The following is an 18,316-nucleotide window of genomic DNA, read 5'->3' on the forward strand; positions in this document are numbered from 1 at the left end:
GTTGTCTTTGGTGCATCAGCAGTATTATTTCGTGAATTTTGGTCCCGCGCTGATGTAGTTAATGACACAGTATTTTCGCTTAGGTCTTGCGTGCTTTCAATATTTGTCGAAATACTACTCGTATCTGATCCAGTAGTATCTGCATTAACATTATGTTGTGAGATTGATAGAGCACCGACTGCTACTGACAATGTAGCAATTGCCATGCAGCACCAGTTCTTACCTTTTTTAAACATCTTATAATGTTTTTTCATTACTAGATTTATCCTCCTTTAATTCTTACTTTTCTATAATACACTATCTTTTATAATCGTAAAGTCATCTATTAATTTGAAATTTAAAAGGCCATTCTCTGTTGAAAAATATACTTCTTATAAAAGGGATAGATCGAAATAGGACTATCCCTACTATACTAATAATAATATGAATAATAATTATGATTGCCGTTGCCTCACGAAGCGGTATTTTGGCGACAATTTGTGCACTAAAAGTAAATAAATCAACATCAATAATATGCATACTTAGCACTGCTAATGAGTACTTCCCATATAAAGATAGATAATATAATATTCGTCCATTAAATATTTTTTCTATACTATTGAAAATGATTATTATTGCTAATGACGCACCACATGCACTTAAAATTGAAATAAGCGGATGATTAGATGTAGCTATATTTAAACCAAAATGTGTATTAGTTAATTCCGAAATAATCCATAAGCAACATCCAAATAGCATAAATATCATTTTTATTAATCTATTTTGAGAAAGTATGCTTATCCTTTTAAATAATTGGCCCATCCAAATGAAGAAAAGACCAATAAAAGCAGCATTCATAGACCACGGAATATATCCCGGTATTATTGAAATAAACCCAAAAGCCATACTAACAATAGAAATAATTCCCACCAACCAAAAAGATCCTTTTACTTTTATCAAGCTCTTCATCAAAATATTAAAAATAAGTGAATCCCAGAATAGTGCAAATAAAAACCAAATAGCTCCTATCGCTGGCATGATATAATGTGTCCCTATTAGACGTGTAGGCGAACCCATTCCCCATATTCCTGCACTCAAGACTGACGTAAATGAGCCATAGCTCTTAATATATTCAAAAGGACCCGTATAATTTAAAAATACTGAAATAATTAAAATGATTAAACTAGTTCCTATATACGGAACTAATAGATTATAAAATAGTTTTTTACATTGTACTTTTATTTTTTGCGGTCGATATAAGTATCCTGATAATATAAAAAATATTGGAACATTAATTGCATATACCATATTTCCTACATTTCCATTAGGGTTAGCTAATGAATGCCCACAGATAATCATTAACATTCCAAAAGCTCTAACTAAGTCTATCCAAATAATTCTTTTTCTCAACATTTTCTCTCCGATAAGTACTTCTCTAGTGCATTGTCAAGTCGTTCGTTATAATTATCACTATAAAATTTGGAAATACTATTTTTTACTTCCTCCGGTATATATTTTTTATTTGATAATAAATTAAGCTTATTTACAAAATCCATAACATTTCCTTGATGATATACCATACCATTAGAATTATTAGAGGTAATAATATCTTCGTATCCACTAAAATCTGCTACAATGCAAGGAATCCCTCGTGACATTGCTTCTATCATTACCATTGGTAATCCTTCATATTTAGAAGTTAAGACTAACGCATTAGGTTTTATTTCATTTAAGATAATTTTCCAAGGATCTTTGGTCCATCCATGAAAAACACATTTATCAGCAACACCTAATTTTTTGACGTACTTTTGAACTTCCCCATTTGTATTATCTGCCCCAAATAAATCTAAACGGATATCTTTAGGATATTTTTTTATCCCATTAAATAATTCACGTAAATTTTTTTGATCATCTAAAGTTATTTTCCCAACATAAACAATTCTCAACTTTTTTGAATTAGTTGAATGATTTAGTTTTCCATTATACTGATTTACCGGATTAAATATTAAACTAATCTTCTTATCAGCAATACCTAAATTTTTTAATTGGTTTTTTATTGGTGTGCTAATTGCTAAATGATTATCCGCTAATTTAATATTTTGCGGATTAAACATATCTTGGTTAATCAATGAATAATGTATCCAAGATGTAATTAAATATTTTTTTCTTGTTAATTTTCTTATTTTTGATGCTAATTTTATAGTATTTGCTCCAAGTATAATAAAATGGTCTGTTGATTTACTAAATAAAAATATTTGTAATAAATACTCTAATTTAGTAAATTTATTTCCACTTTTTATTTCATGAATTTTAATACGGCTATTCATTTTTTTTAACCAAATTCGATTCTGTGGAATGGTAGTTAAATATAATTCAACTTGATATTTTTTGCATAAATGGTTTAGCGCTTCTACCAAAACAGTTTCCGTCCCACCATTTCCTGAAGCAGGTGCACATACAAACTTTAACTTCATAGAAAACTCCTATTTTTTTAATAACATTTTCGCTTGCTCAATAATCGGAGCTTTAGTCAAAAACAGACAAACTGTATATACTATAACTCCTAAGCTTACTTGAACAATTAAATTTACAACTGTCATATTCATAATGCCATTGATTCTTGAAACAACAATATACATAAAGAACCCGCTTAGCAAGTAACGCCACGTTGAAGAAAATAGCTGACGTCTACGAATAGTCCCTCTTATATAGAATAATTGAACTGTAGTCACAGAAAACTCAGAAATTACTGTTGCTATGGCAGCACCATTAGCCCCATATAATGAAATTAAGAATAGATTTGCAATGATATTTATTACAGCACCAACTGTAACGGATATAGTGTATTGATGTTCCCTATGAATTGGCATAAGATATTGGGTCCCAGTTACATTACTCCAAGCAATCATTAAGATAGCGGGCGCTTCCCAAAATATGACACCACCAGTTGGACCATATTCATTTCCCAAAAACCACGGTGCAAATTTATAAGCAATTGCCATCAATCCAAACATCATTGGGACCGAAATAGCTGTTACAAAATCAAAAGATTTATATAAACTATTTCGAACCCCCTTTATATCTCCAGATGCAAATTTATTTGCAATGTGAGGAAGCATAACAGTTCCTGTAGCTGTTACAATTGCCAAAACAAGTTTAACAATATTATCACCAAAATTGAATTGGGAAACCGCAGCTTGCGGAGCCATTCTTCCTAACATAATTCGATTAACAACAAGATAAATTTGTGTTGTAATTGTTGGAATAAATAATAATAACGTTGGATAAAAATGTTTAAATGGATGCCATTCTCTAATTTTTACCCATTGGATTGATTTCTTTAAGTATGGCCATAAAGTAATACTTCCCGCTAGCTGAGCAAGTCCTAACAAAAAAATATACTTAGATAAATCGTTATAATTTCTAACCAAAATAAAAATTAAAGCAATAGTAATTAATTTTACAATAGTATTTCGGGTAACAGTTTTTTTAAAATCCTCCATTCCCATAAAATACCAAGAGATATCAATTCCATATGCGACAATCCATAATGCTTGTAAAAGAAAATATTCTTTAAAAGCAGAACTAAAAAGAAATACAGCTATTAAATAAGCTACTAAAGCCGTAAAACTTGTCATTATTTGAAGCGAAACTATTCCAAAAAAAATCTTAGATCTTTGATATTTATTATCACGTTCATATGCAATTTGACGATTACCGTAAAGCATCACACCTAATTGGCCTAACAAATAGAAGAATGTAACCCAACCATTAGTATAAGTATTTATTCCATTGTTATGAGCGCCTAAGACTCGAGAAATATATGGAGTTGTAAGTACAGGTGCTAGCATTAATAGTATTTGATATCCTGCATTATATAAATAGTTTTTAATGACCTTCATATAACAACCTCATTTAATTTTCAAACTAAATGTTAATTTTACCACTGTCTTACAATAAACAAAAGATCGCCTGAATTAACTTTGCGCAATATTAAAAGACGAATCATGTTTTTTGATTCGCCTTTTTAAAATTTATTTAAATTCTTCATTAACAGCAGTTAATGCTGCATGCAATACTTGATCCATGTTGTAATAACGGTATTGTCCTAAACGACCACCAAAGATCACGTTATTAGCCTGCTCACTCGCTAACTTTGCATATTGCTTATAAAGTTCGTTGTTCCGTTGATTATTAACTGGGTAGTATGGTTCATCGCCACGATGCCAATCAGCAGGATATTCCCGAGTGATAATGGTCTTATCTTTATCACCCTTACCGAATTCAAAGTGTTTATGTTCAATTATCCGCGTAAATGGTGTTTCCGCATCAGTATAGTTAATTACCGCGTTACCTTGGTAATTATCAACATTTTTCTCTTCAGTTTCAAACCGTAAACTGCGGTATTGTAATTCACCTAGTTGGTAATCAAAGAATTGATCGATCATTCCAGTGAAGACAATCTTGGGATAATCTTTGAGGTATTCTTCTTTCTTATCAAAGAAGTCTACACCGGTTTCAACATCAACTAAGTCACTATCGAGCATCTTTTCAACGATTTGAGTATAGCCACCGATAGGAATACCTTGATAAAGATCGTTAAAGTAGTTGTTATCATATACTAACCGCACTGGTAGACGACGAATGATGAAGGCTGGTAATTCAGTTGCCTTTTGTCCCCATTGCTTTTCCGTATAACCTTTGATTAATTTCTCATAAATATCACGACCAATTAAAGAAATAGCTTGTTCTTCCAAGTTCTGCGGTTCCTTACCTGCCATCTCTTGTCGTTGTTCGCTAATTTTAGCCATTGCTTCCGCTGGTGTCCGCACACCCCACATTTGATTGAATGTATTCATGTTAAATGGTAAGTTGTACATTTCACCCTTGTAGTTAGCAACTGGGCTATTGGTATAACGATTAAATTCTGCAAATTGGTTAACATAATTCCATACTTCTTTGTTTGATGTATGGAAAATGTGTGCACCATATTGGTGAACTTGAATCCCATCAACTTCTTTAGTATAGATGTTACCAGCAATGTGGTCACGCTTTTCAATTACTTTTACACGCTTGCCACGTTTAGTTGCTTCATAGGCAAAAGTGGCACCAAAAAGGCCTGCACCTACTACTAGATAATCATATTTTTTCATAGCTTTTCCTCGTATTCTTATCTTATTTTTAATTACATTATTATTTAATATATCATAAATTGTATGATCTTACTCAAGTGGAAAGAATGGCTGTTGATTTTTATTCTCATAAAATTTTTTATTCACTTTTTTATCTGGTTCAAAAATTATCTTTATCCTTGAACGAATGATTCTGTGAGAATAAAGAGTATTTTGCATCCAAGTAGCCATATCATATGAGTGCGGCCAATTTGAAGTTGAAACATTAGGAGATGCATTATCCTGATCTAACGGTACTTTTACTTTTACAACCGCTTTCCCTTCTAAGTCAGCTTTTCTCACCTGATTAATAATATAATTATCCACACTTTTAGCAGTTTCTGCTGAATATGGAACATTAGTTGTGTATATTTGATGATAATTAAAATTAAATGCTATTAAAGCAGAAAGCGTTAATAACAAAGGTATCATTATCTTTATTAATTTTATATAATTAGCCAAAAAAATAAAACTAATGTTAAATGCAAATAACGTAAAAAATATTACTGGCCACATTGCATCAGGTCGTGCGACATATTGACTTCCAGCCTTAATATAGACAACTATTAAATACAAAATCGAACTAACCAAGCACAGTAATATAATGTTTAATAGACTTATCAAACTGCTTTTGTTAAAATCATTTATTTTTAAATGTTTCTTAAAATAGAAAAAATAGGCAACCACAATAGTTGATAAACAAATAATCAAAATTTTATCATTCTGATTTTCTAAGAAAATTTTTAATTGATGTAAAACTTGATTAAGACTATTAGCTAAAGATAAGCTATTCGTATCCTGTACATTTTTTGACCTTTCACCATTTAAGTCGAAAATAATCGTCCCTAACCAAATTAACAAAATACATCCATACCAAGAAATAAACTTAATAAATGAAAAATTTATTTTCCATTTATTGTCTATCAGTTTTTGACATATTTTAAAGAAACAGTAAGTTGCCAATATAATTGTCAATTGTGTGTTTGAAAATAAAGTAAAATACAAAACGAGGATAACTAATCCTTTTTCAAAACTATTTTGTAAATCATTAAGATAAGTGTCTCTACTTTCCAAAAACATTACTACAGAAGCATTTAATAATCCTGGAATTAGATAGAAAAAAGCACAAGATAAGTCCACTGTCCAGAATCCTGTATAACTTGGTTGATTCAAATGTTTAAATAACAGAAAAAAAGATATAAAAAACATTATTTCACTTGCAATTGATAGTTTTTCGCTAAAATGAAAACGTTTCGTTAGCAAGTTGTAGTAACTATATAAGAATATAATAATAAAAAGCGCAATTATAAAAGCTTCTGTAATTGATAAAGAATTAACATAATTCTTGCTAATAGGATATACAATAAAAGCTGCAATATATCCACCTACAGACATCAATGTCTCAGGAAGAACACGTGTTGGATTCCATACTCCCCACATAGGTAGTGGAATACGCAATGCCCCAATATAACGCCAGTCATCTCCGTCAAAAGGTACAATCGGTGATATTTGGGTTAGATACACATATATGAATATAAAAATAACAAAATTGATTAAAAATATCCGTTTTTTCATTTTTATCCTCCATAATTATTAATTTACGGTACTATCCAATGCAGAAGTCCAATTTTTCTCACTATCATTGCAATTAGACTACTTAAGCAATATACAAATAACGGATCAATAAGCATTTTAACTATTAAAGGTAATTGGAGAAATATTTGATTAAACGGATTTAATAGCCATACAATAATGAAAGGATGAATTAAATATATTCCAAAGGTTAACCCAGCAACTTTTTTTAAGTTTTTTCGCATTACTTCAGAGCTTAACTTAGGCTCTAATTGTTTAAGAAATAAAAATAAAGCACACATCACGCAAAATGACGGAAACATAGCTATATCGTAAAATGTTTTTACAATTCCATCTGGATAGTTTAACATCGGAATATGTTTTACAAAAAAAGAAAAATAAATTGTTGCTACAATTTCAAATAACAACATTACTATTGCGAGCGAATATATTCGCAATCTATTTTTCTTAGCTATATTTACATTGTTTAAATACCATCCAGCTATAAAATATTGAGCATAAGGTCCAATAAATGGTACACTCGTTCCAAAAGAACTTTGAGTATTAAACAAAATATTTATAACCGGTATTCCAGTATTTACTATTATCAAGATAAATATAGTATATTTAATAATATCAGTACTACCATATTTTATAATAAGTGAAATAAAAGGAACACATATGTAAAATCCAATAATATTGTAAAAAAACCAGTAAGGTCCAACAATGTTACCCGTTAAAAAAGCAACACAAAAATTTTTTATAGTTAAAGGGAAACCTTCTTTACCGTATATAAAAAAGAAACCTAAAATACTCCAAAGAATAAATGGAATTATTACTTTATGAATCCTTTTTTTAAAAAAGACATGTGTGGTATATCGATCACGGTAATTAAGTACATTTGCTCCAGATTGCATAAAAAAAAGAGGTACACCGTATGAAAATATAATTCCTAAAACGATACATAATAATAGATAAAAAGAGATTTTAGTTGTACTTACTCCTAATTGTACTGGATTTGTTATTGTATGAGCAACTACAACTGCAAATGAAGATATTATTGCATTTAGGTACATAAAGTATTTAGTCTTTTGCACTTTTTTCCCCCATATTAAATATAAAACTATAAAGATGGATTAATATCAATCGCTTTTATCCATCTTATTTGTATAAGTTTCAACGTCAATATTAAACCTAGGTCTATGCTTAACCTCAGAAAAAATTTTGCCAATATATTCTCCAATAATACTAATAGAGATAAGTTGTACCCCCCCTAAGAACCATATAGAAAGCATCAACGAAGCCCAACCAGTAACAATATGCCCAGTGATTTTTTCTACTAATGTATAAATCATACAAATTATACTAATAATCACTGTAAGTATACCAAGATAAAGTATCAAATGAATCGGTGCAATGGAAAAAGACGTAATTCCATCGAGAGCAAAATGAAGCATTTTACTTAGTGGGTATTTTGATTTTCCTGCAAATCTTTCTTTACGTGCATAATATACTTTTGCCGACTTATATCCCACTAAAGGAACCATTCCACGCAAAAAAAGATTACGTTCTTTAAATGATAATAGAGCTTTAGTAGCTCGCTTACTTAATAACCTGTAATCCGCCGAATCAGGAATAAGGTTTACTCCAAGATTCTTCATTAAGCTATAAAACGCTAAAGCAGTACGACGCTTAAAAAATGTATCAGTTTCTCTACTATTTCTAACACCATAAATAACATCATAGCCTTCATGATATTTTTTTACCATTTCCGGAATAGCATTTACATCGTCTTGCAAATCTGCATCTATAGTTATAATCATATCTGAATACTTGACAGCCAAGCTCATACCAGCCAGCAATGCATTTTGATGTCCATAATTCCGACTAAATTTTACACCAGCTACATAACTGTATTTACTTGTATATTCTGAAATCAAATTCCAAGTTTTATCTTTACTCCCATCATTAACAAACAGTATTTTACTTTGGTCTGAAACCATACTATTATCTATTAAGTATTGTAAAATATTTCCCAACTCTTTTACGGTTTCTGGCAAAACTTCTTGTTCGTTATAACAGGGTACAACTATTGTTAACGTATCACTCATAATTTTCTCCTATTACTAATTTCAAAAGACGAGAAATTTATAATAATGTTCTAGTTTAAATTACTATTGAGTAGGCCCATCTTGATTAGTCTTGTCTAACATTTGAATTAATTTATCCGATATTGGGCGTTCTACTTTTCTTCCCCATAAGTAATCTCCTGATGTAATTTTATAGTAATCTTCCTCATCTAAAATTGCCGGTCGACTACCATGCTTCTCAATCATTTCAATATAATGATGGGTATTTTTTTCTATCCTTGATTTAAATTCTGAGTTACAAAGAACTGTTTGCAACCACATTTCATCTGAACAAAAGCTTGTCGAAAAAATCTTTTCTAAACTTGGGTGATGTTCATAATACTCAATAGCATATTCAAGAGCATCCCTAGGAATATCCACCCATTCTTGACCTGCATATATACTACTTTCTTCAATTCCATATTTTTTTAATTTATTTACTCTTAACATAGTTTGAATAAGTAACAATAATCGATGATATACTTTACCAAAGGTAGTTCGACGATTAATTTGATCGTAATTAAAATAATATTTTGTCCACCAAATTTCTGGTTCTCCAGTTTTCCTCATTGAAGTAGCCAGCCAGTAATTCATAAAAATTAGATTAGTATTTTCAAAATAACTATAAATATCTTGAGGACTAACTAGAGGCCAATCCTGTCCTGATATTAAATGAAAGTATGTATTCTGCTTATTATTTAAAGCTAACTTCATTAAATCAATTGTTGCTCTTACTATACTATAGCTTCCCCATTTAACATCATATTTGGAAATATATTCTTTAGAAACTTTTTTTAACTTTTGCAATTGATTCTTTGTAATATCTGCTTTTTTATCGAGATGAATATAAATTTCAAAATTCGTAGAGAGACGATTCGCAAGCTCTATTACTTGGTCTATATTTTTATGAGCTAATATTAAAACAGCCTGCATTATATGCCACCTCTTTTTTACTAATGATTAATACCCTTAGTAATACCTAAACGATTTGTTATTCTTCTAATAACCGCTCTCCTACTTAAATCATCTGTTTTAAAAACAGTCAGATATTTAATTTTATATTCTTTATGTTTTTCTAACCACACATTGAGTAAACGTTCACTTAAAAAGCCATATAAACGTTTTTGATACTCAGTATAGCCAGTTATATCTGTTCTTTTCTCAACTTCAAATAAAATATCAAACAACCACTCACAGTATGCATCCATTTTCTCTTTTTTTGCATAAAACATGTTATATGGAGACATCCAACTAGAGCTATTCATCACTTTATCAAAAGCATTAACATAATCAGGATATTTTTCTACTATTACATCACGAGTGTGTTGCATATCAATCTCGTGATTATCTTTTTTAAATTGCAACCATAAATTTTTTCCACCCTCATCTTCAGGGTGAGCAACAATCCAGTCATAGGTTTCAGTTAATTCATCTAATTGCTCTATAGGTGCTGGTTGAACTTTGCTACCCATTAAAATTAAATAAGCATACATTGCAAAACGTCCACCAATACTTCTTGAATAAAAGAATCGACGATAGTGGGCAAGCCCTACCTTATTAGCATGAGAATTTTTCCAAATCCAATAAAGTCCAGTTAATTCACAATATTGTGGGTTTTTATCAGAAATATTATCCATTGTGTTATCTGTGAGATAATTACGCGGATTATCATTGAAGTTAGCTCCCACCATCATAGGAACATATCCCTTAGATAATTTTTGAGCATAGTCAAAAGGTTTATGAGTAATTACATATACAGTCATATTTTCTCCTCTACCGTACTTAACTTATACTAAATGCTTCAAATTAGTAATTATAAAAGCAATTACCATTCCTAATAATGCTCCTAATGCAGCCCCTAAAATTACATATTTTTTTACCTTAGAGTGATTTTCAACACTAACATTTTTAGATGTTGCTTTAGGATAAAGATATATATTACCAGAGCCTGGTTGAACTTTTGGAATAACGTTTTTTGCTGCAGTTGCAGCAGTATTAGCAATTAAAATTGACTTATCTTTATTATCAGTAGTTGCCTTTATACTAATAATCAAAGATTGCGGTTTAGTATCAGTTTTTACAGCCTCAACAAGATCATCACGTGTCACCGTTTTTTTCTGATTCTTTGTTAGTAGTGAATATGTTTCATTAATAACAGGACGATCTTGTATTAATTCAGCATAGGTAGGTATCATGGTTAGATCGCTATTAATTTCTGAATTTGATCGTCGTGTATTTAATGAATGAGTGATCATTATATTTCGTGTAGCTGTATAAGTAACATGTTGTCTTTTCTTCGCAACTATTCCAAAAAAGGCACTAAAAGCTATTGCTAAAACAAGAATTATTATTATATTTTTCCATAAAATTAATAAAATATCATTTAAACTATATTTTTTCTTTGAAGTATCCACTTTCTTCATTACATCCTTTCCATCTTTTCCACGGCATTTAGAATATTGCTTCCATTTCGTAATTTTTCTGATATTCTAAGTACATTTGATTTCATAGTTTTATATTCATTTTCAGTGATTTGATCTAAAACTTTATCTAAATTATTTAACGAATCAATTGTTATTCCTAAGTTATTTTTTGAAATAAATTTTGCAAGTGCTGCTTCTTTCCAAATAATAACCGGAATCCCCATACTAAGATATAAAGAGGCTTTATGTGGGTTATTATATCTGAGATAGTTTCCATATCTGCCATCACATGTTTCAATACTATTACCATCCCATACTAAACCAAAATCTTGATCTAGGTGTTTTAATAAATCGTTAGGAGAAAATTGACCTTTATAAATTACTCCTGATTTATAACTTTTTGCAGGATTCGATCCATATATTTCCATATGAGCAGATTTTAAAGTTAATTTCTCCAAAAATGGTGCTTTTTCAAGATTACCGGCAAAACATATTCTTTTTTTATAATTAATGTTATTTTTTATAATCTCATGATTATCATAGTCAAAAATCCCTAATTCAATCATAGGGACAGTAATTCCTTGCTTTTCTAACCATTTTTTCATTACTTGATTATGAACGATTAACCCATCTGTTTGATTCAATTGTTCAATTTCTCGTTTTTGAAACTCTTCATCCTTTTCACTTGCTCTCAGTGAATCTATGTCATGAGTAATAAAGTAAAGCTTTGCATTAGTATATTTACGAACGTTCTTGGTAATTTGATTAACCAAAAACTCAGAAAATATAGGGTATTGAAAGATTACTATATCATAATTACTATTCCTAAAAAATTTAGGTAAATCATATAATGCATATTTAAATTTGCCTAATCTTGAACGAACATCAAAAGGTAAGGTTACATCCGTATAATTTAAGGGTTTTAGAAATTTAATTACGTCCATTTGTGCTTTAGGACCAGCATTATTATTTTTATTGTAAAATACTGTTACGATCGCTTTTTTCATTTTTTTCTCTCCATTTATAGGTATTTGTTGCTAATAACGACAATAAAAAGGGGTTAAATGATAAATCCAATAAATGTTGTTCAAGTAAACAACTTATTGCTACTACAAACATTATTGCTGGGAGAATGTAGCTATGATGATAAGTACTCCGAATAGCTATTATCATCATAAAAGCTAAAAATATCAGAAACATAAGAATTCCATAAATAATAAACAAACGTATAAACGATGAGTCGATGTAGAAATACCTAGACTGATTAAAAAACATCTTCATACCCTTTATACCGCCCGACCCATGTTCGATAACTGGTTCTCCAAACAAGCTAATACCATACCTTTGAAAAGCTTGGTAACTCAATAATAGTCTTCCAGACAATAAATCATTTACTTTTCGCATAATATGGTTATTCATATCAAAATTTAAAGCAGTTACTGTAGCAATAAAAGCAAGTAGTGGTGTCGCTGTCCAGTAAAAAGATGCTAAAATTTTGCACAATTTATTTCCTTTTTGTGCGCGTTCCGCTATAAACATAATAATAACAAGTAATACTGTCGTATATGCACTTAATCGCGCATCAGCTACTACTTTCATAAATAGCGCTAGCAAAAGAAAAATCGAATAATGATACCATTTTATATTTGGAAATACTAAATAGCATTTAGCAAGAATTAAAAACAAAATATGAGAAGCCATATCAGTGGGATAGAGCATACCTAATGCGTAACGAATTGGTCTTCCGGGAGTAAAATAAGCTAAATTAGTAATAATTCCCAATAATGAATATAAAATGACTCCAAGCATCATAATTAAACTAATTTTGTAGAATACTTCTACTATTTTTTTAAATTCAACATCTTTTGCGCCTAATATAAATACCATCATATACAATATGAGATTAGATTGCGTATTTGACTGTGAATGCCTCCAAGAAATAAATGAAAAAAATAGCAAAATAGAAATTCCACTCAACTGTTTATAATTATAATTATCTAACAGATAGATTTTTACCAAAACTAATCCTATTCCAAGATATGATAAAAGTTGTAAAGGACGAGTATGAAAATAATCTGTAAATGTAGTAGTAAATATAAATGAAATTACTAAACAAAAGCTAAACGCTATAAGATAAAGACCTGTCCCATTTATTTCTCTATTAAAAAAATTTTTTAATGTACTCATAGTCTTTATATGTACTCTACCTTTCTAACGTTTCCCTAATACGCACCCTCACTCTTAAATATACTGATAATATTCTTAAACATTATCTTCATATCAAATCTGAGTGAAGCTTCATCAACATATTCTAATTCAACATCACAGCGTTCTGGATATGGAATATTGCTCCGACCACTTGATTGCCAAAGCCCCATTGCACCTGGTTTCACTGATAAGAATTTATCAACTCGGTCACCATACTCGGCCAACTCTGCCTTAACAACTGGTCGCGGTCCAATAATACTCATCTCACCACGCAGGATATTGATAAACTGCGGAATTTCATCAATTGATGTCTTACGCAACCATTCTCCCAAATGAGTAATTCGGGGATCCTCTTCTGGTTCCAACTTATAGTTATTTGCCACATATTGAGCATAAAGTTCCGGATCGTTTTCCAAAATTTTATCCGCGTTTACAATCATTGAACGGAATTTATAAATCTTAAAGGGCTTCCCATGCCAGCCAATTCGCTCTTGTTTATAAAACAGTGGTCCTTTATTATCACCAAAACGATTCATTATAAAAACAGCTAAAAACACTGGGCTAAAGCAAACTAATGCTCCTGACGATAAAACAATATCAAAGAACCTCTTCCAGAAAAGGTAGCTCTTAGATTGTTGTTTAATTTTTACCTTCGCACTCATGATTCTCAACCCTACTTTTTCTCTTTAATAATATATATCGGTCGTTTCTTTGTCTGCATGTAAATGCGTCCAATATAACGACCTACTATTCCTAGGCAAAGTAACTGGATACCACCAAGGAATAAAATAATACAAACCATTGAGGCCCAGCCAAAAGCACTACTAGCAGGCTCAATAATCTTTCTTATTATAACAATAATCATTCCGATAATGGAGATGAATGCTGTCAATCCACCAGCCCAGGTAGCAATTGCTAATGGTGCTTCAGAAAAATCAGTGATCCCATCAATCGCATACTTAAATAACTTCCAGGTCGACCAATCAGTTGTTCCCGCTACCCGTTCGACATTCTTATAGGGAAGGTACTTAGTCTTAAACCCAACCCAGTTAAAAATACCCTTTGAGAAGCGGTTATATTCAGTCAACGATAAGACCGCATCTACCATCTGGCGGGTCATCATCCGGTAGTCCCGGGCACCTGATACAATCTTAGTATCAGAAATCTTATTGATAACATTGTAAAACTGGTTAGAAAGAAAAGACTTAAACTTTGCTTCACCTTTCCGATCCGTCCGTCGCATCCCCACACAATCATATTCACCAGTGGAAATAGCCTTATACATCTCTGGTAAATATTCTGGTGGATCCTGTAAATCAGCGTCCATCACAACGACATAATCACCCGTTGCGGCCTGTAATCCCGCGTAAAGCCCTGCTTCTTTACCAAAATTCCGTGAAAAAGAAACATAATGAACTCGTTCTGGATCTTGTGTATGGAGCTTACGCAGTTCTGTTAAAGTTCCGTCACTTGATCCATCATTAATGAACCAATACTCAGTCTCTACTGGCATCTGTTTAACTACCTTTTCAACGGCCGGATAAAAAAGTGGAATAGTTTCTTCCTCATTATAACAAGGAACAACTATTGACAATTTTGGCATTCTTGTCTCTCCAATCGTTAATGCTCACCATGACCGGTAACTTTACGTTTTAAGAACTTCGCAATCTTTAATGGCCAGTTTTGCTTTTCAAGAAATACCCGGTTAACTTCCACTGTCTTGTATTGCGGATTAGTCAACAACCAAGTATCTAGTAAAAGCTCACTTAAAAAGCCAAAGACCCGTTGCTCATATGGTGTATAGTCAGAATAATCAACTTTTTTCTCAACTTCGCCTAAAACATCAAACAGCCAGGTACAATATTCATCCAACGGCTGCTTCTTCATAATCATCATGTTGAAATAATGAGCCGATGTCTGTTTCATTACTTTTTCAAAAGCAGGTAAGTACTGGGGATATTTCTCCTTTAACACCTGCCGAGTAATTTCAAGCGGCTCGTGCTCATGAACATGAAGGTAATGTGATTCATTTGTTTCAATGTAGTAATGCCGCTTCTTTGGCAAGATTACATCGGCATCTGTCAACAACTCTTCAACTTGTTCATGATTAAGGATAGTTGAAAGATCCTTTGAGTGCCCCATCGTTAAGTAGCGACGGTAGTGGACTAATCCTAACGCATCCACATCAAGATTTTTCCATCCCCAGTACAGAGCTGTTAACTCATTGTAGTGCGAATTCTTTTTTGAAATATTATCTCCGGTGTTATCACCCTGAAATGTATGATTAACAGTCGGGTGAATCTCTTTACCAACAAAAACTGGTAAATACATTGGATCATCTGGCATCCGATAATTTTTATGGACAGCCACTAAGATTTTAATATTCACTATTTTACTCCTAATTATTGTTTTTAAACATAATCATTAAAATAATACCAGTAATTCCCAATCTTGGAAAGTTATTATTGGAAATCCTGCGCATCTAGCCAGCTTTGGACGTCATCCAGATCAAATCCTTTGCGATACATTGTCTGCTTAAAATGCTGCTCACGCTCGTATCCTTGATAACGACGAACACGACGCCATTGCTTTGCTGCTTCTTTTGCTAAAAGGTCGTTCTCTTGCTCCAGATCAGGTTGTGGAACAACTTCATCCTTAATCATTTCATACACACTACTAGAGAAGCCTTTTGTCATAAGCCCCTGTTGTACTTTTTGTTCTCGTCGCCGCTCTGGCTGGTTCCGATAACGGCGAAATAACTTTCCAGCTAACTTCTTTGCCAATTCTGCTTGAACTTCGGGAGTAAATTGCTTTAAAGCATCATCAATATCGTTTTCGCCAATCCCTTTTTGTCGTAAGTGTTGACGAATTACCCCAGGCCCCTTCAAGTCCGTATTAATCATCGTGCGGACATAAGCAGCCGCATAGGCATGATCATCGATTAACTGTTGACCGCGCAGTTTTTTCAAGATTGGCTCAACAAACTCTTCTGGCGTATCAATTTCTTTTAGCTTCCTAACGATGTCGCTTTCCGTCCGCATCTGATAAGAAAGGTAGTCAAGCATTCGTGAATAAGCCTTTGCTTGCTGGTCAGCAGTCGCAATGGCCGCAATTTGTTTTTCATCTAGCTCGGTTCCCTTCATTAAACGGAACTGAATCAAAACACTTTCTGCAACTGAAAAAGCATACTTACCATCAAGGTATATATTATATCGACCCTTCCGTTTTTGCGCCTCAATTTTCGAAATTTTTGTCATTTTTAAATTTCTCCTTAACATTCTCAATTTTTAATCGTTTATAAAGGTGTAAGCAGTGGCCGCTACTTAACAAATCAAATTAAACAAAGGAAGTTTTTATCATGCAAATGGTTCGTAATTTCAAATCCGCTAAAATTCAGCTTACCCTCACCAACAGTGAACATCCCAAGGGCGTTAAACATCCCTTTAACAACATTATTGAGGATGTCACTAATGAGCAGGTAGCACAATTTAGTGCAGCAATTGAAATGCTTACTGCTGAAAAATGCCTTGATACAGACATTATCGTTACTAGTCAAGTCGCATTGAACAACTAACTTCAAGGAGGAAACTAACTTATGCGTACATTAAGCTTAACTTTCAAGGGTAGTCTTGGTAAAAAACATTCATTAAAGTTGAACTATGCCAGTGGTGATCTCGATGCCGAAACCGTTCGGAAGGCAATGCAAGAAATTGCACAAACCCACCTCTTTACTAAGGAAGGCGAAGATATTTATCAGCAACCTCTTTCTGCAAAATACATTGATACTGTTTCTACCGTTATCTTTAACGACGAGCAAAAGTAATTAAATATCGAGTTCTAAAGATCTTCAATATTTGGAGGCTAGGAAAAATTCCTAGCCTCCATTTTTGTTTGTACTCTTTCTTTCTACCAGTTGCCAAAAGTGTTTCTTGGCGTGCAACTCACCCTCATGACATTCTTGCAAAGCAGCATTGAGAGCCGCCCCCAGCATGATAATATAACCCGAAAAGTCAAGCCATACCATCATTGCAATAAAAGCCCCAATTGTCTTATAAGAGATAACACTATGACTAAAGAGAATCGTATAAAATGAGAATAAACGTGATAATCCCATCCATAACAAAGAAGCCAAGAATGACCCAGCAAGTGCATAGCGCAACCGAACCTTCGCATTAGGAACAAAGTAATACAAAAGAGTAAGAGCAATAAACAAGACACCGAATGTTACTGGCCACCTTAATGAGCTAAACAATGAAATGTAGTCACGCCGAAAATTAAAAATCGGCTGAATACTCTTTAGGACTTGTTCACCAAAACCGTACAAAATAATAATAATAAAAATAATTACCAATAATACAATCATCCAAATAAACGAGACGATTCGGTTCATCACCGGATTCTGATTTTCCGCAATCCCATACGCATGATTAACGCTGCGTTGAAAAGCGGCAATCCCCTGACTGGTCGACCAAAGAGCAATCAAGGCCCCAGTTGTCAGAACACCACCACTCCCCCGTCGTAAGAAATCATAAATCAACGGCTGGATAAAATCATAGACCGATTCAGGAATTGCAGTTGAGAGGTAGGCTAAAATCGTCTTAGCGTCAATTCCAATCATCGGTAATAAATTTCCTACTACCATCACGGCGGGAAAAATAGATAATAAGGTATAGTAAGCTAAGACAGCAGCAGAACTTGAAATCTGGGCCATTGTAATATGTTGGATTAATAATGCAATAAAAATTTTACCTTTGCCCGGTTCCTTGTCCATAATAACCTCCGAAAATATTTTATAGGTTTAATTATAACAAACTGAACACCCGACAAATATTAC

Annotated in this window: 20 protein-coding genes; 2 read left to right on the forward strand and 18 right to left on the reverse strand. The window is 32.4% G+C overall.

Features of this window, described 5'->3' with window-relative positions; genetic code table 11:
- The 17 genes from QOS06_RS08485 to recX form a co-directional block, all read right to left on the reverse strand.
- Window positions 1-254, reverse strand: a 254-nt coding sequence (locus QOS06_RS08485) for a KxYKxGKxW signal peptide domain-containing protein (RefSeq protein WP_283595824.1), incomplete at its 3' end; no start/stop codon positions are given.
- Window positions 255-318: 64 nt separating this feature from the next.
- On the reverse strand, window positions 319-1,389 hold the full coding sequence (locus tag QOS06_RS08490; protein ID WP_283595826.1) for an acyltransferase family protein: 1,071 nt from the start codon (window positions 1,387-1,389) through the stop codon (window positions 319-321).
- Window positions 1,386-2,453 (reverse strand): glycosyltransferase, encoded by a 1,068-nt coding sequence (locus QOS06_RS08495; protein ID WP_191338679.1) that lies wholly within the window; start codon window positions 2,451-2,453, stop codon window positions 1,386-1,388. Before QOS06_RS08495 ends, QOS06_RS08490 begins: the two co-directional genes overlap by 4 nt.
- 9 nt (window positions 2,454-2,462) lie before the next feature.
- Entirely contained in the window at window positions 2,463-3,881 is a 1,419-nt protein-coding gene (locus QOS06_RS08500; RefSeq protein WP_087215063.1) for a flippase, read from the reverse strand.
- A 132-nt stretch (window positions 3,882-4,013) separates the two neighbouring features.
- On the reverse strand, window positions 4,014-5,132 hold the full coding sequence (gene glf / locus QOS06_RS08505) for a UDP-galactopyranose mutase (RefSeq protein WP_152703017.1): 1,119 nt from the start codon (window positions 5,130-5,132) through the stop codon (window positions 4,014-4,016).
- Between the two features lie 69 nt (window positions 5,133-5,201).
- A complete protein-coding gene (locus QOS06_RS08510) occupies window positions 5,202-6,725 on the reverse strand; it encodes a hypothetical protein (protein ID WP_087215058.1) in 1,524 nt (507 codons plus the stop codon).
- 23 nt (window positions 6,726-6,748) lie between these two features.
- A complete protein-coding gene (locus QOS06_RS08515; protein ID WP_191338677.1) occupies window positions 6,749-7,819 on the reverse strand; it encodes an acyltransferase in 1,071 nt (356 codons plus the stop codon).
- Between the two features lie 45 nt (window positions 7,820-7,864).
- A complete protein-coding gene (locus QOS06_RS08520; protein WP_087215053.1) occupies window positions 7,865-8,833 on the reverse strand; it encodes a glycosyltransferase family 2 protein in 969 nt (322 codons plus the stop codon).
- 63 nt (window positions 8,834-8,896) lie between these two features.
- Window positions 8,897-9,784 (reverse strand): beta-1,6-N-acetylglucosaminyltransferase, encoded by an 888-nt coding sequence (locus tag QOS06_RS08525; RefSeq protein WP_087215051.1) that lies wholly within the window; start codon window positions 9,782-9,784, stop codon window positions 8,897-8,899.
- Between the two features lie 20 nt (window positions 9,785-9,804).
- On the reverse strand, window positions 9,805-10,614 hold the full coding sequence (locus QOS06_RS08530) for a DUF4422 domain-containing protein (RefSeq protein ID WP_191338676.1): 810 nt from the start codon (window positions 10,612-10,614) through the stop codon (window positions 9,805-9,807).
- Window positions 10,615-10,638: 24 nt separating this feature from the next.
- Window positions 10,639-11,274: a Wzz/FepE/Etk N-terminal domain-containing protein gene (locus QOS06_RS08535; protein WP_087215048.1), complete on the reverse strand. Its 636-nt coding sequence runs from the start codon at window positions 11,272-11,274 to the stop codon at window positions 10,639-10,641.
- Window positions 11,274-12,281 carry a glycosyltransferase gene (locus tag QOS06_RS08540; protein ID WP_087215045.1) on the reverse strand — a complete coding sequence of 336 codons (1,008 nt, stop codon included), beginning with the start codon at window positions 12,279-12,281 and terminating at the stop codon, window positions 11,274-11,276. Before QOS06_RS08540 ends, QOS06_RS08535 begins: the two co-directional genes overlap by 1 nt.
- Complete coding sequence (locus QOS06_RS08545; RefSeq protein WP_087215043.1) at window positions 12,247-13,461, reverse strand: polymerase; 1,215 nt, start codon at window positions 13,459-13,461, stop codon at window positions 12,247-12,249. Before QOS06_RS08545 ends, QOS06_RS08540 begins: the two co-directional genes overlap by 35 nt.
- 35 nt (window positions 13,462-13,496) lie before the next feature.
- Window positions 13,497-14,144, reverse strand: a complete 648-nt coding sequence (locus QOS06_RS08550) for a sugar transferase (RefSeq protein WP_283595831.1) — start codon at window positions 14,142-14,144, stop codon at window positions 13,497-13,499.
- An 11-nt stretch (window positions 14,145-14,155) separates the two neighbouring features.
- Window positions 14,156-15,085 (reverse strand): glycosyltransferase family 2 protein, encoded by a 930-nt coding sequence (locus QOS06_RS08555; RefSeq protein ID WP_191338674.1) that lies wholly within the window; start codon window positions 15,083-15,085, stop codon window positions 14,156-14,158.
- 17 nt (window positions 15,086-15,102) lie between these two features.
- Entirely contained in the window at window positions 15,103-15,870 is a 768-nt protein-coding gene (locus QOS06_RS08560) for a DUF4422 domain-containing protein (protein WP_191338673.1), read from the reverse strand.
- Window positions 15,871-15,944: 74 nt separating this feature from the next.
- Window positions 15,945-16,739 (reverse strand): recombination regulator RecX, encoded by a 795-nt coding sequence (recX, locus tag QOS06_RS08565; RefSeq protein WP_191338672.1) that lies wholly within the window; start codon window positions 16,737-16,739, stop codon window positions 15,945-15,947.
- A gap of 101 nt (window positions 16,740-16,840) precedes the next feature.
- Between recX and QOS06_RS08570 the strand changes: the two genes are divergently transcribed.
- A complete protein-coding gene (locus QOS06_RS08570; RefSeq protein ID WP_003670641.1) occupies window positions 16,841-17,056 on the forward strand; it encodes a DUF1659 domain-containing protein in 216 nt (71 codons plus the stop codon).
- A 21-nt stretch (window positions 17,057-17,077) separates the two neighbouring features.
- On the forward strand, window positions 17,078-17,305 hold the full coding sequence (locus QOS06_RS08575) for a DUF2922 domain-containing protein (protein WP_003670642.1): 228 nt from the start codon (window positions 17,078-17,080) through the stop codon (window positions 17,303-17,305).
- Window positions 17,306-17,356: 51 nt separating this feature from the next.
- On the opposite strand, the gene QOS06_RS08580 is transcribed toward QOS06_RS08575, so the two are convergent.
- Window positions 17,357-18,253, reverse strand: a complete 897-nt coding sequence (locus QOS06_RS08580) for a YihY/virulence factor BrkB family protein (protein WP_139561379.1) — start codon at window positions 18,251-18,253, stop codon at window positions 17,357-17,359.
- Window positions 18,254-18,316 lie beyond the last annotated feature (63 nt).

The sequence above is a fragment of the Limosilactobacillus sp. DJ3M12 genome, assembly GCF_947381695.1.
In the GTDB taxonomy this organism is placed as follows: Bacteria; Bacillota; Bacilli; order Lactobacillales; family Lactobacillaceae; genus Limosilactobacillus; species Limosilactobacillus kinnaridis.

Bases quoted from the DNA above. Each gene is read 5' to 3' on its own strand.
- recX (WP_191338672.1), bottom strand. From the start codon at position 16,739: ATGACAAAAATTTCGAAAATTGAGGCGCAAAAACGGAAGGGTCGATAT.
- QOS06_RS08500 (WP_087215063.1), bottom strand. From the start codon at position 3,881: ATGAAGGTCATTAAAAACTATTTATATAATGCAGGATATCAAATACTA.
- QOS06_RS08555 (WP_191338674.1), bottom strand. From the start codon at position 15,085: ATGCCAAAATTGTCAATAGTTGTTCCTTGTTATAATGAGGAAGAAACT.
- glf (WP_152703017.1), bottom strand. From the start codon at position 5,132: ATGAAAAAATATGATTATCTAGTAGTAGGTGCAGGCCTTTTTGGTGCC.
- QOS06_RS08580 (WP_139561379.1), bottom strand. From the start codon at position 18,253: ATGGACAAGGAACCGGGCAAAGGTAAAATTTTTATTGCATTATTAATC.
- QOS06_RS08520 (WP_087215053.1), bottom strand. From the start codon at position 8,833: ATGAGTGATACGTTAACAATAGTTGTACCCTGTTATAACGAACAAGAA.
- QOS06_RS08540 (WP_087215045.1), bottom strand. From the start codon at position 12,281: ATGAAAAAAGCGATCGTAACAGTATTTTACAATAAAAATAATAATGCT.
- QOS06_RS08575 (WP_003670642.1), top strand. From the start codon at position 17,078: ATGCGTACATTAAGCTTAACTTTCAAGGGTAGTCTTGGTAAAAAACAT.
- QOS06_RS08530 (WP_191338676.1), bottom strand. From the start codon at position 10,614: ATGACTGTATATGTAATTACTCATAAACCTTTTGACTATGCTCAAAAA.
- QOS06_RS08495 (WP_191338679.1), bottom strand. From the start codon at position 2,453: ATGAAGTTAAAGTTTGTATGTGCACCTGCTTCAGGAAATGGTGGGACG.
- QOS06_RS08535 (WP_087215048.1), bottom strand. From the start codon at position 11,274: ATGAAGAAAGTGGATACTTCAAAGAAAAAATATAGTTTAAATGATATT.
- QOS06_RS08510 (WP_087215058.1), bottom strand. From the start codon at position 6,725: ATGAAAAAACGGATATTTTTAATCAATTTTGTTATTTTTATATTCATA.
- QOS06_RS08570 (WP_003670641.1), top strand. From the start codon at position 16,841: ATGCAAATGGTTCGTAATTTCAAATCCGCTAAAATTCAGCTTACCCTC.
- QOS06_RS08525 (WP_087215051.1), bottom strand. From the start codon at position 9,784: ATGCAGGCTGTTTTAATATTAGCTCATAAAAATATAGACCAAGTAATA.
- QOS06_RS08550 (WP_283595831.1), bottom strand. From the start codon at position 14,144: ATGAGTGCGAAGGTAAAAATTAAACAACAATCTAAGAGCTACCTTTTC.
- QOS06_RS08545 (WP_087215043.1), bottom strand. From the start codon at position 13,461: ATGAGTACATTAAAAAATTTTTTTAATAGAGAAATAAATGGGACAGGT.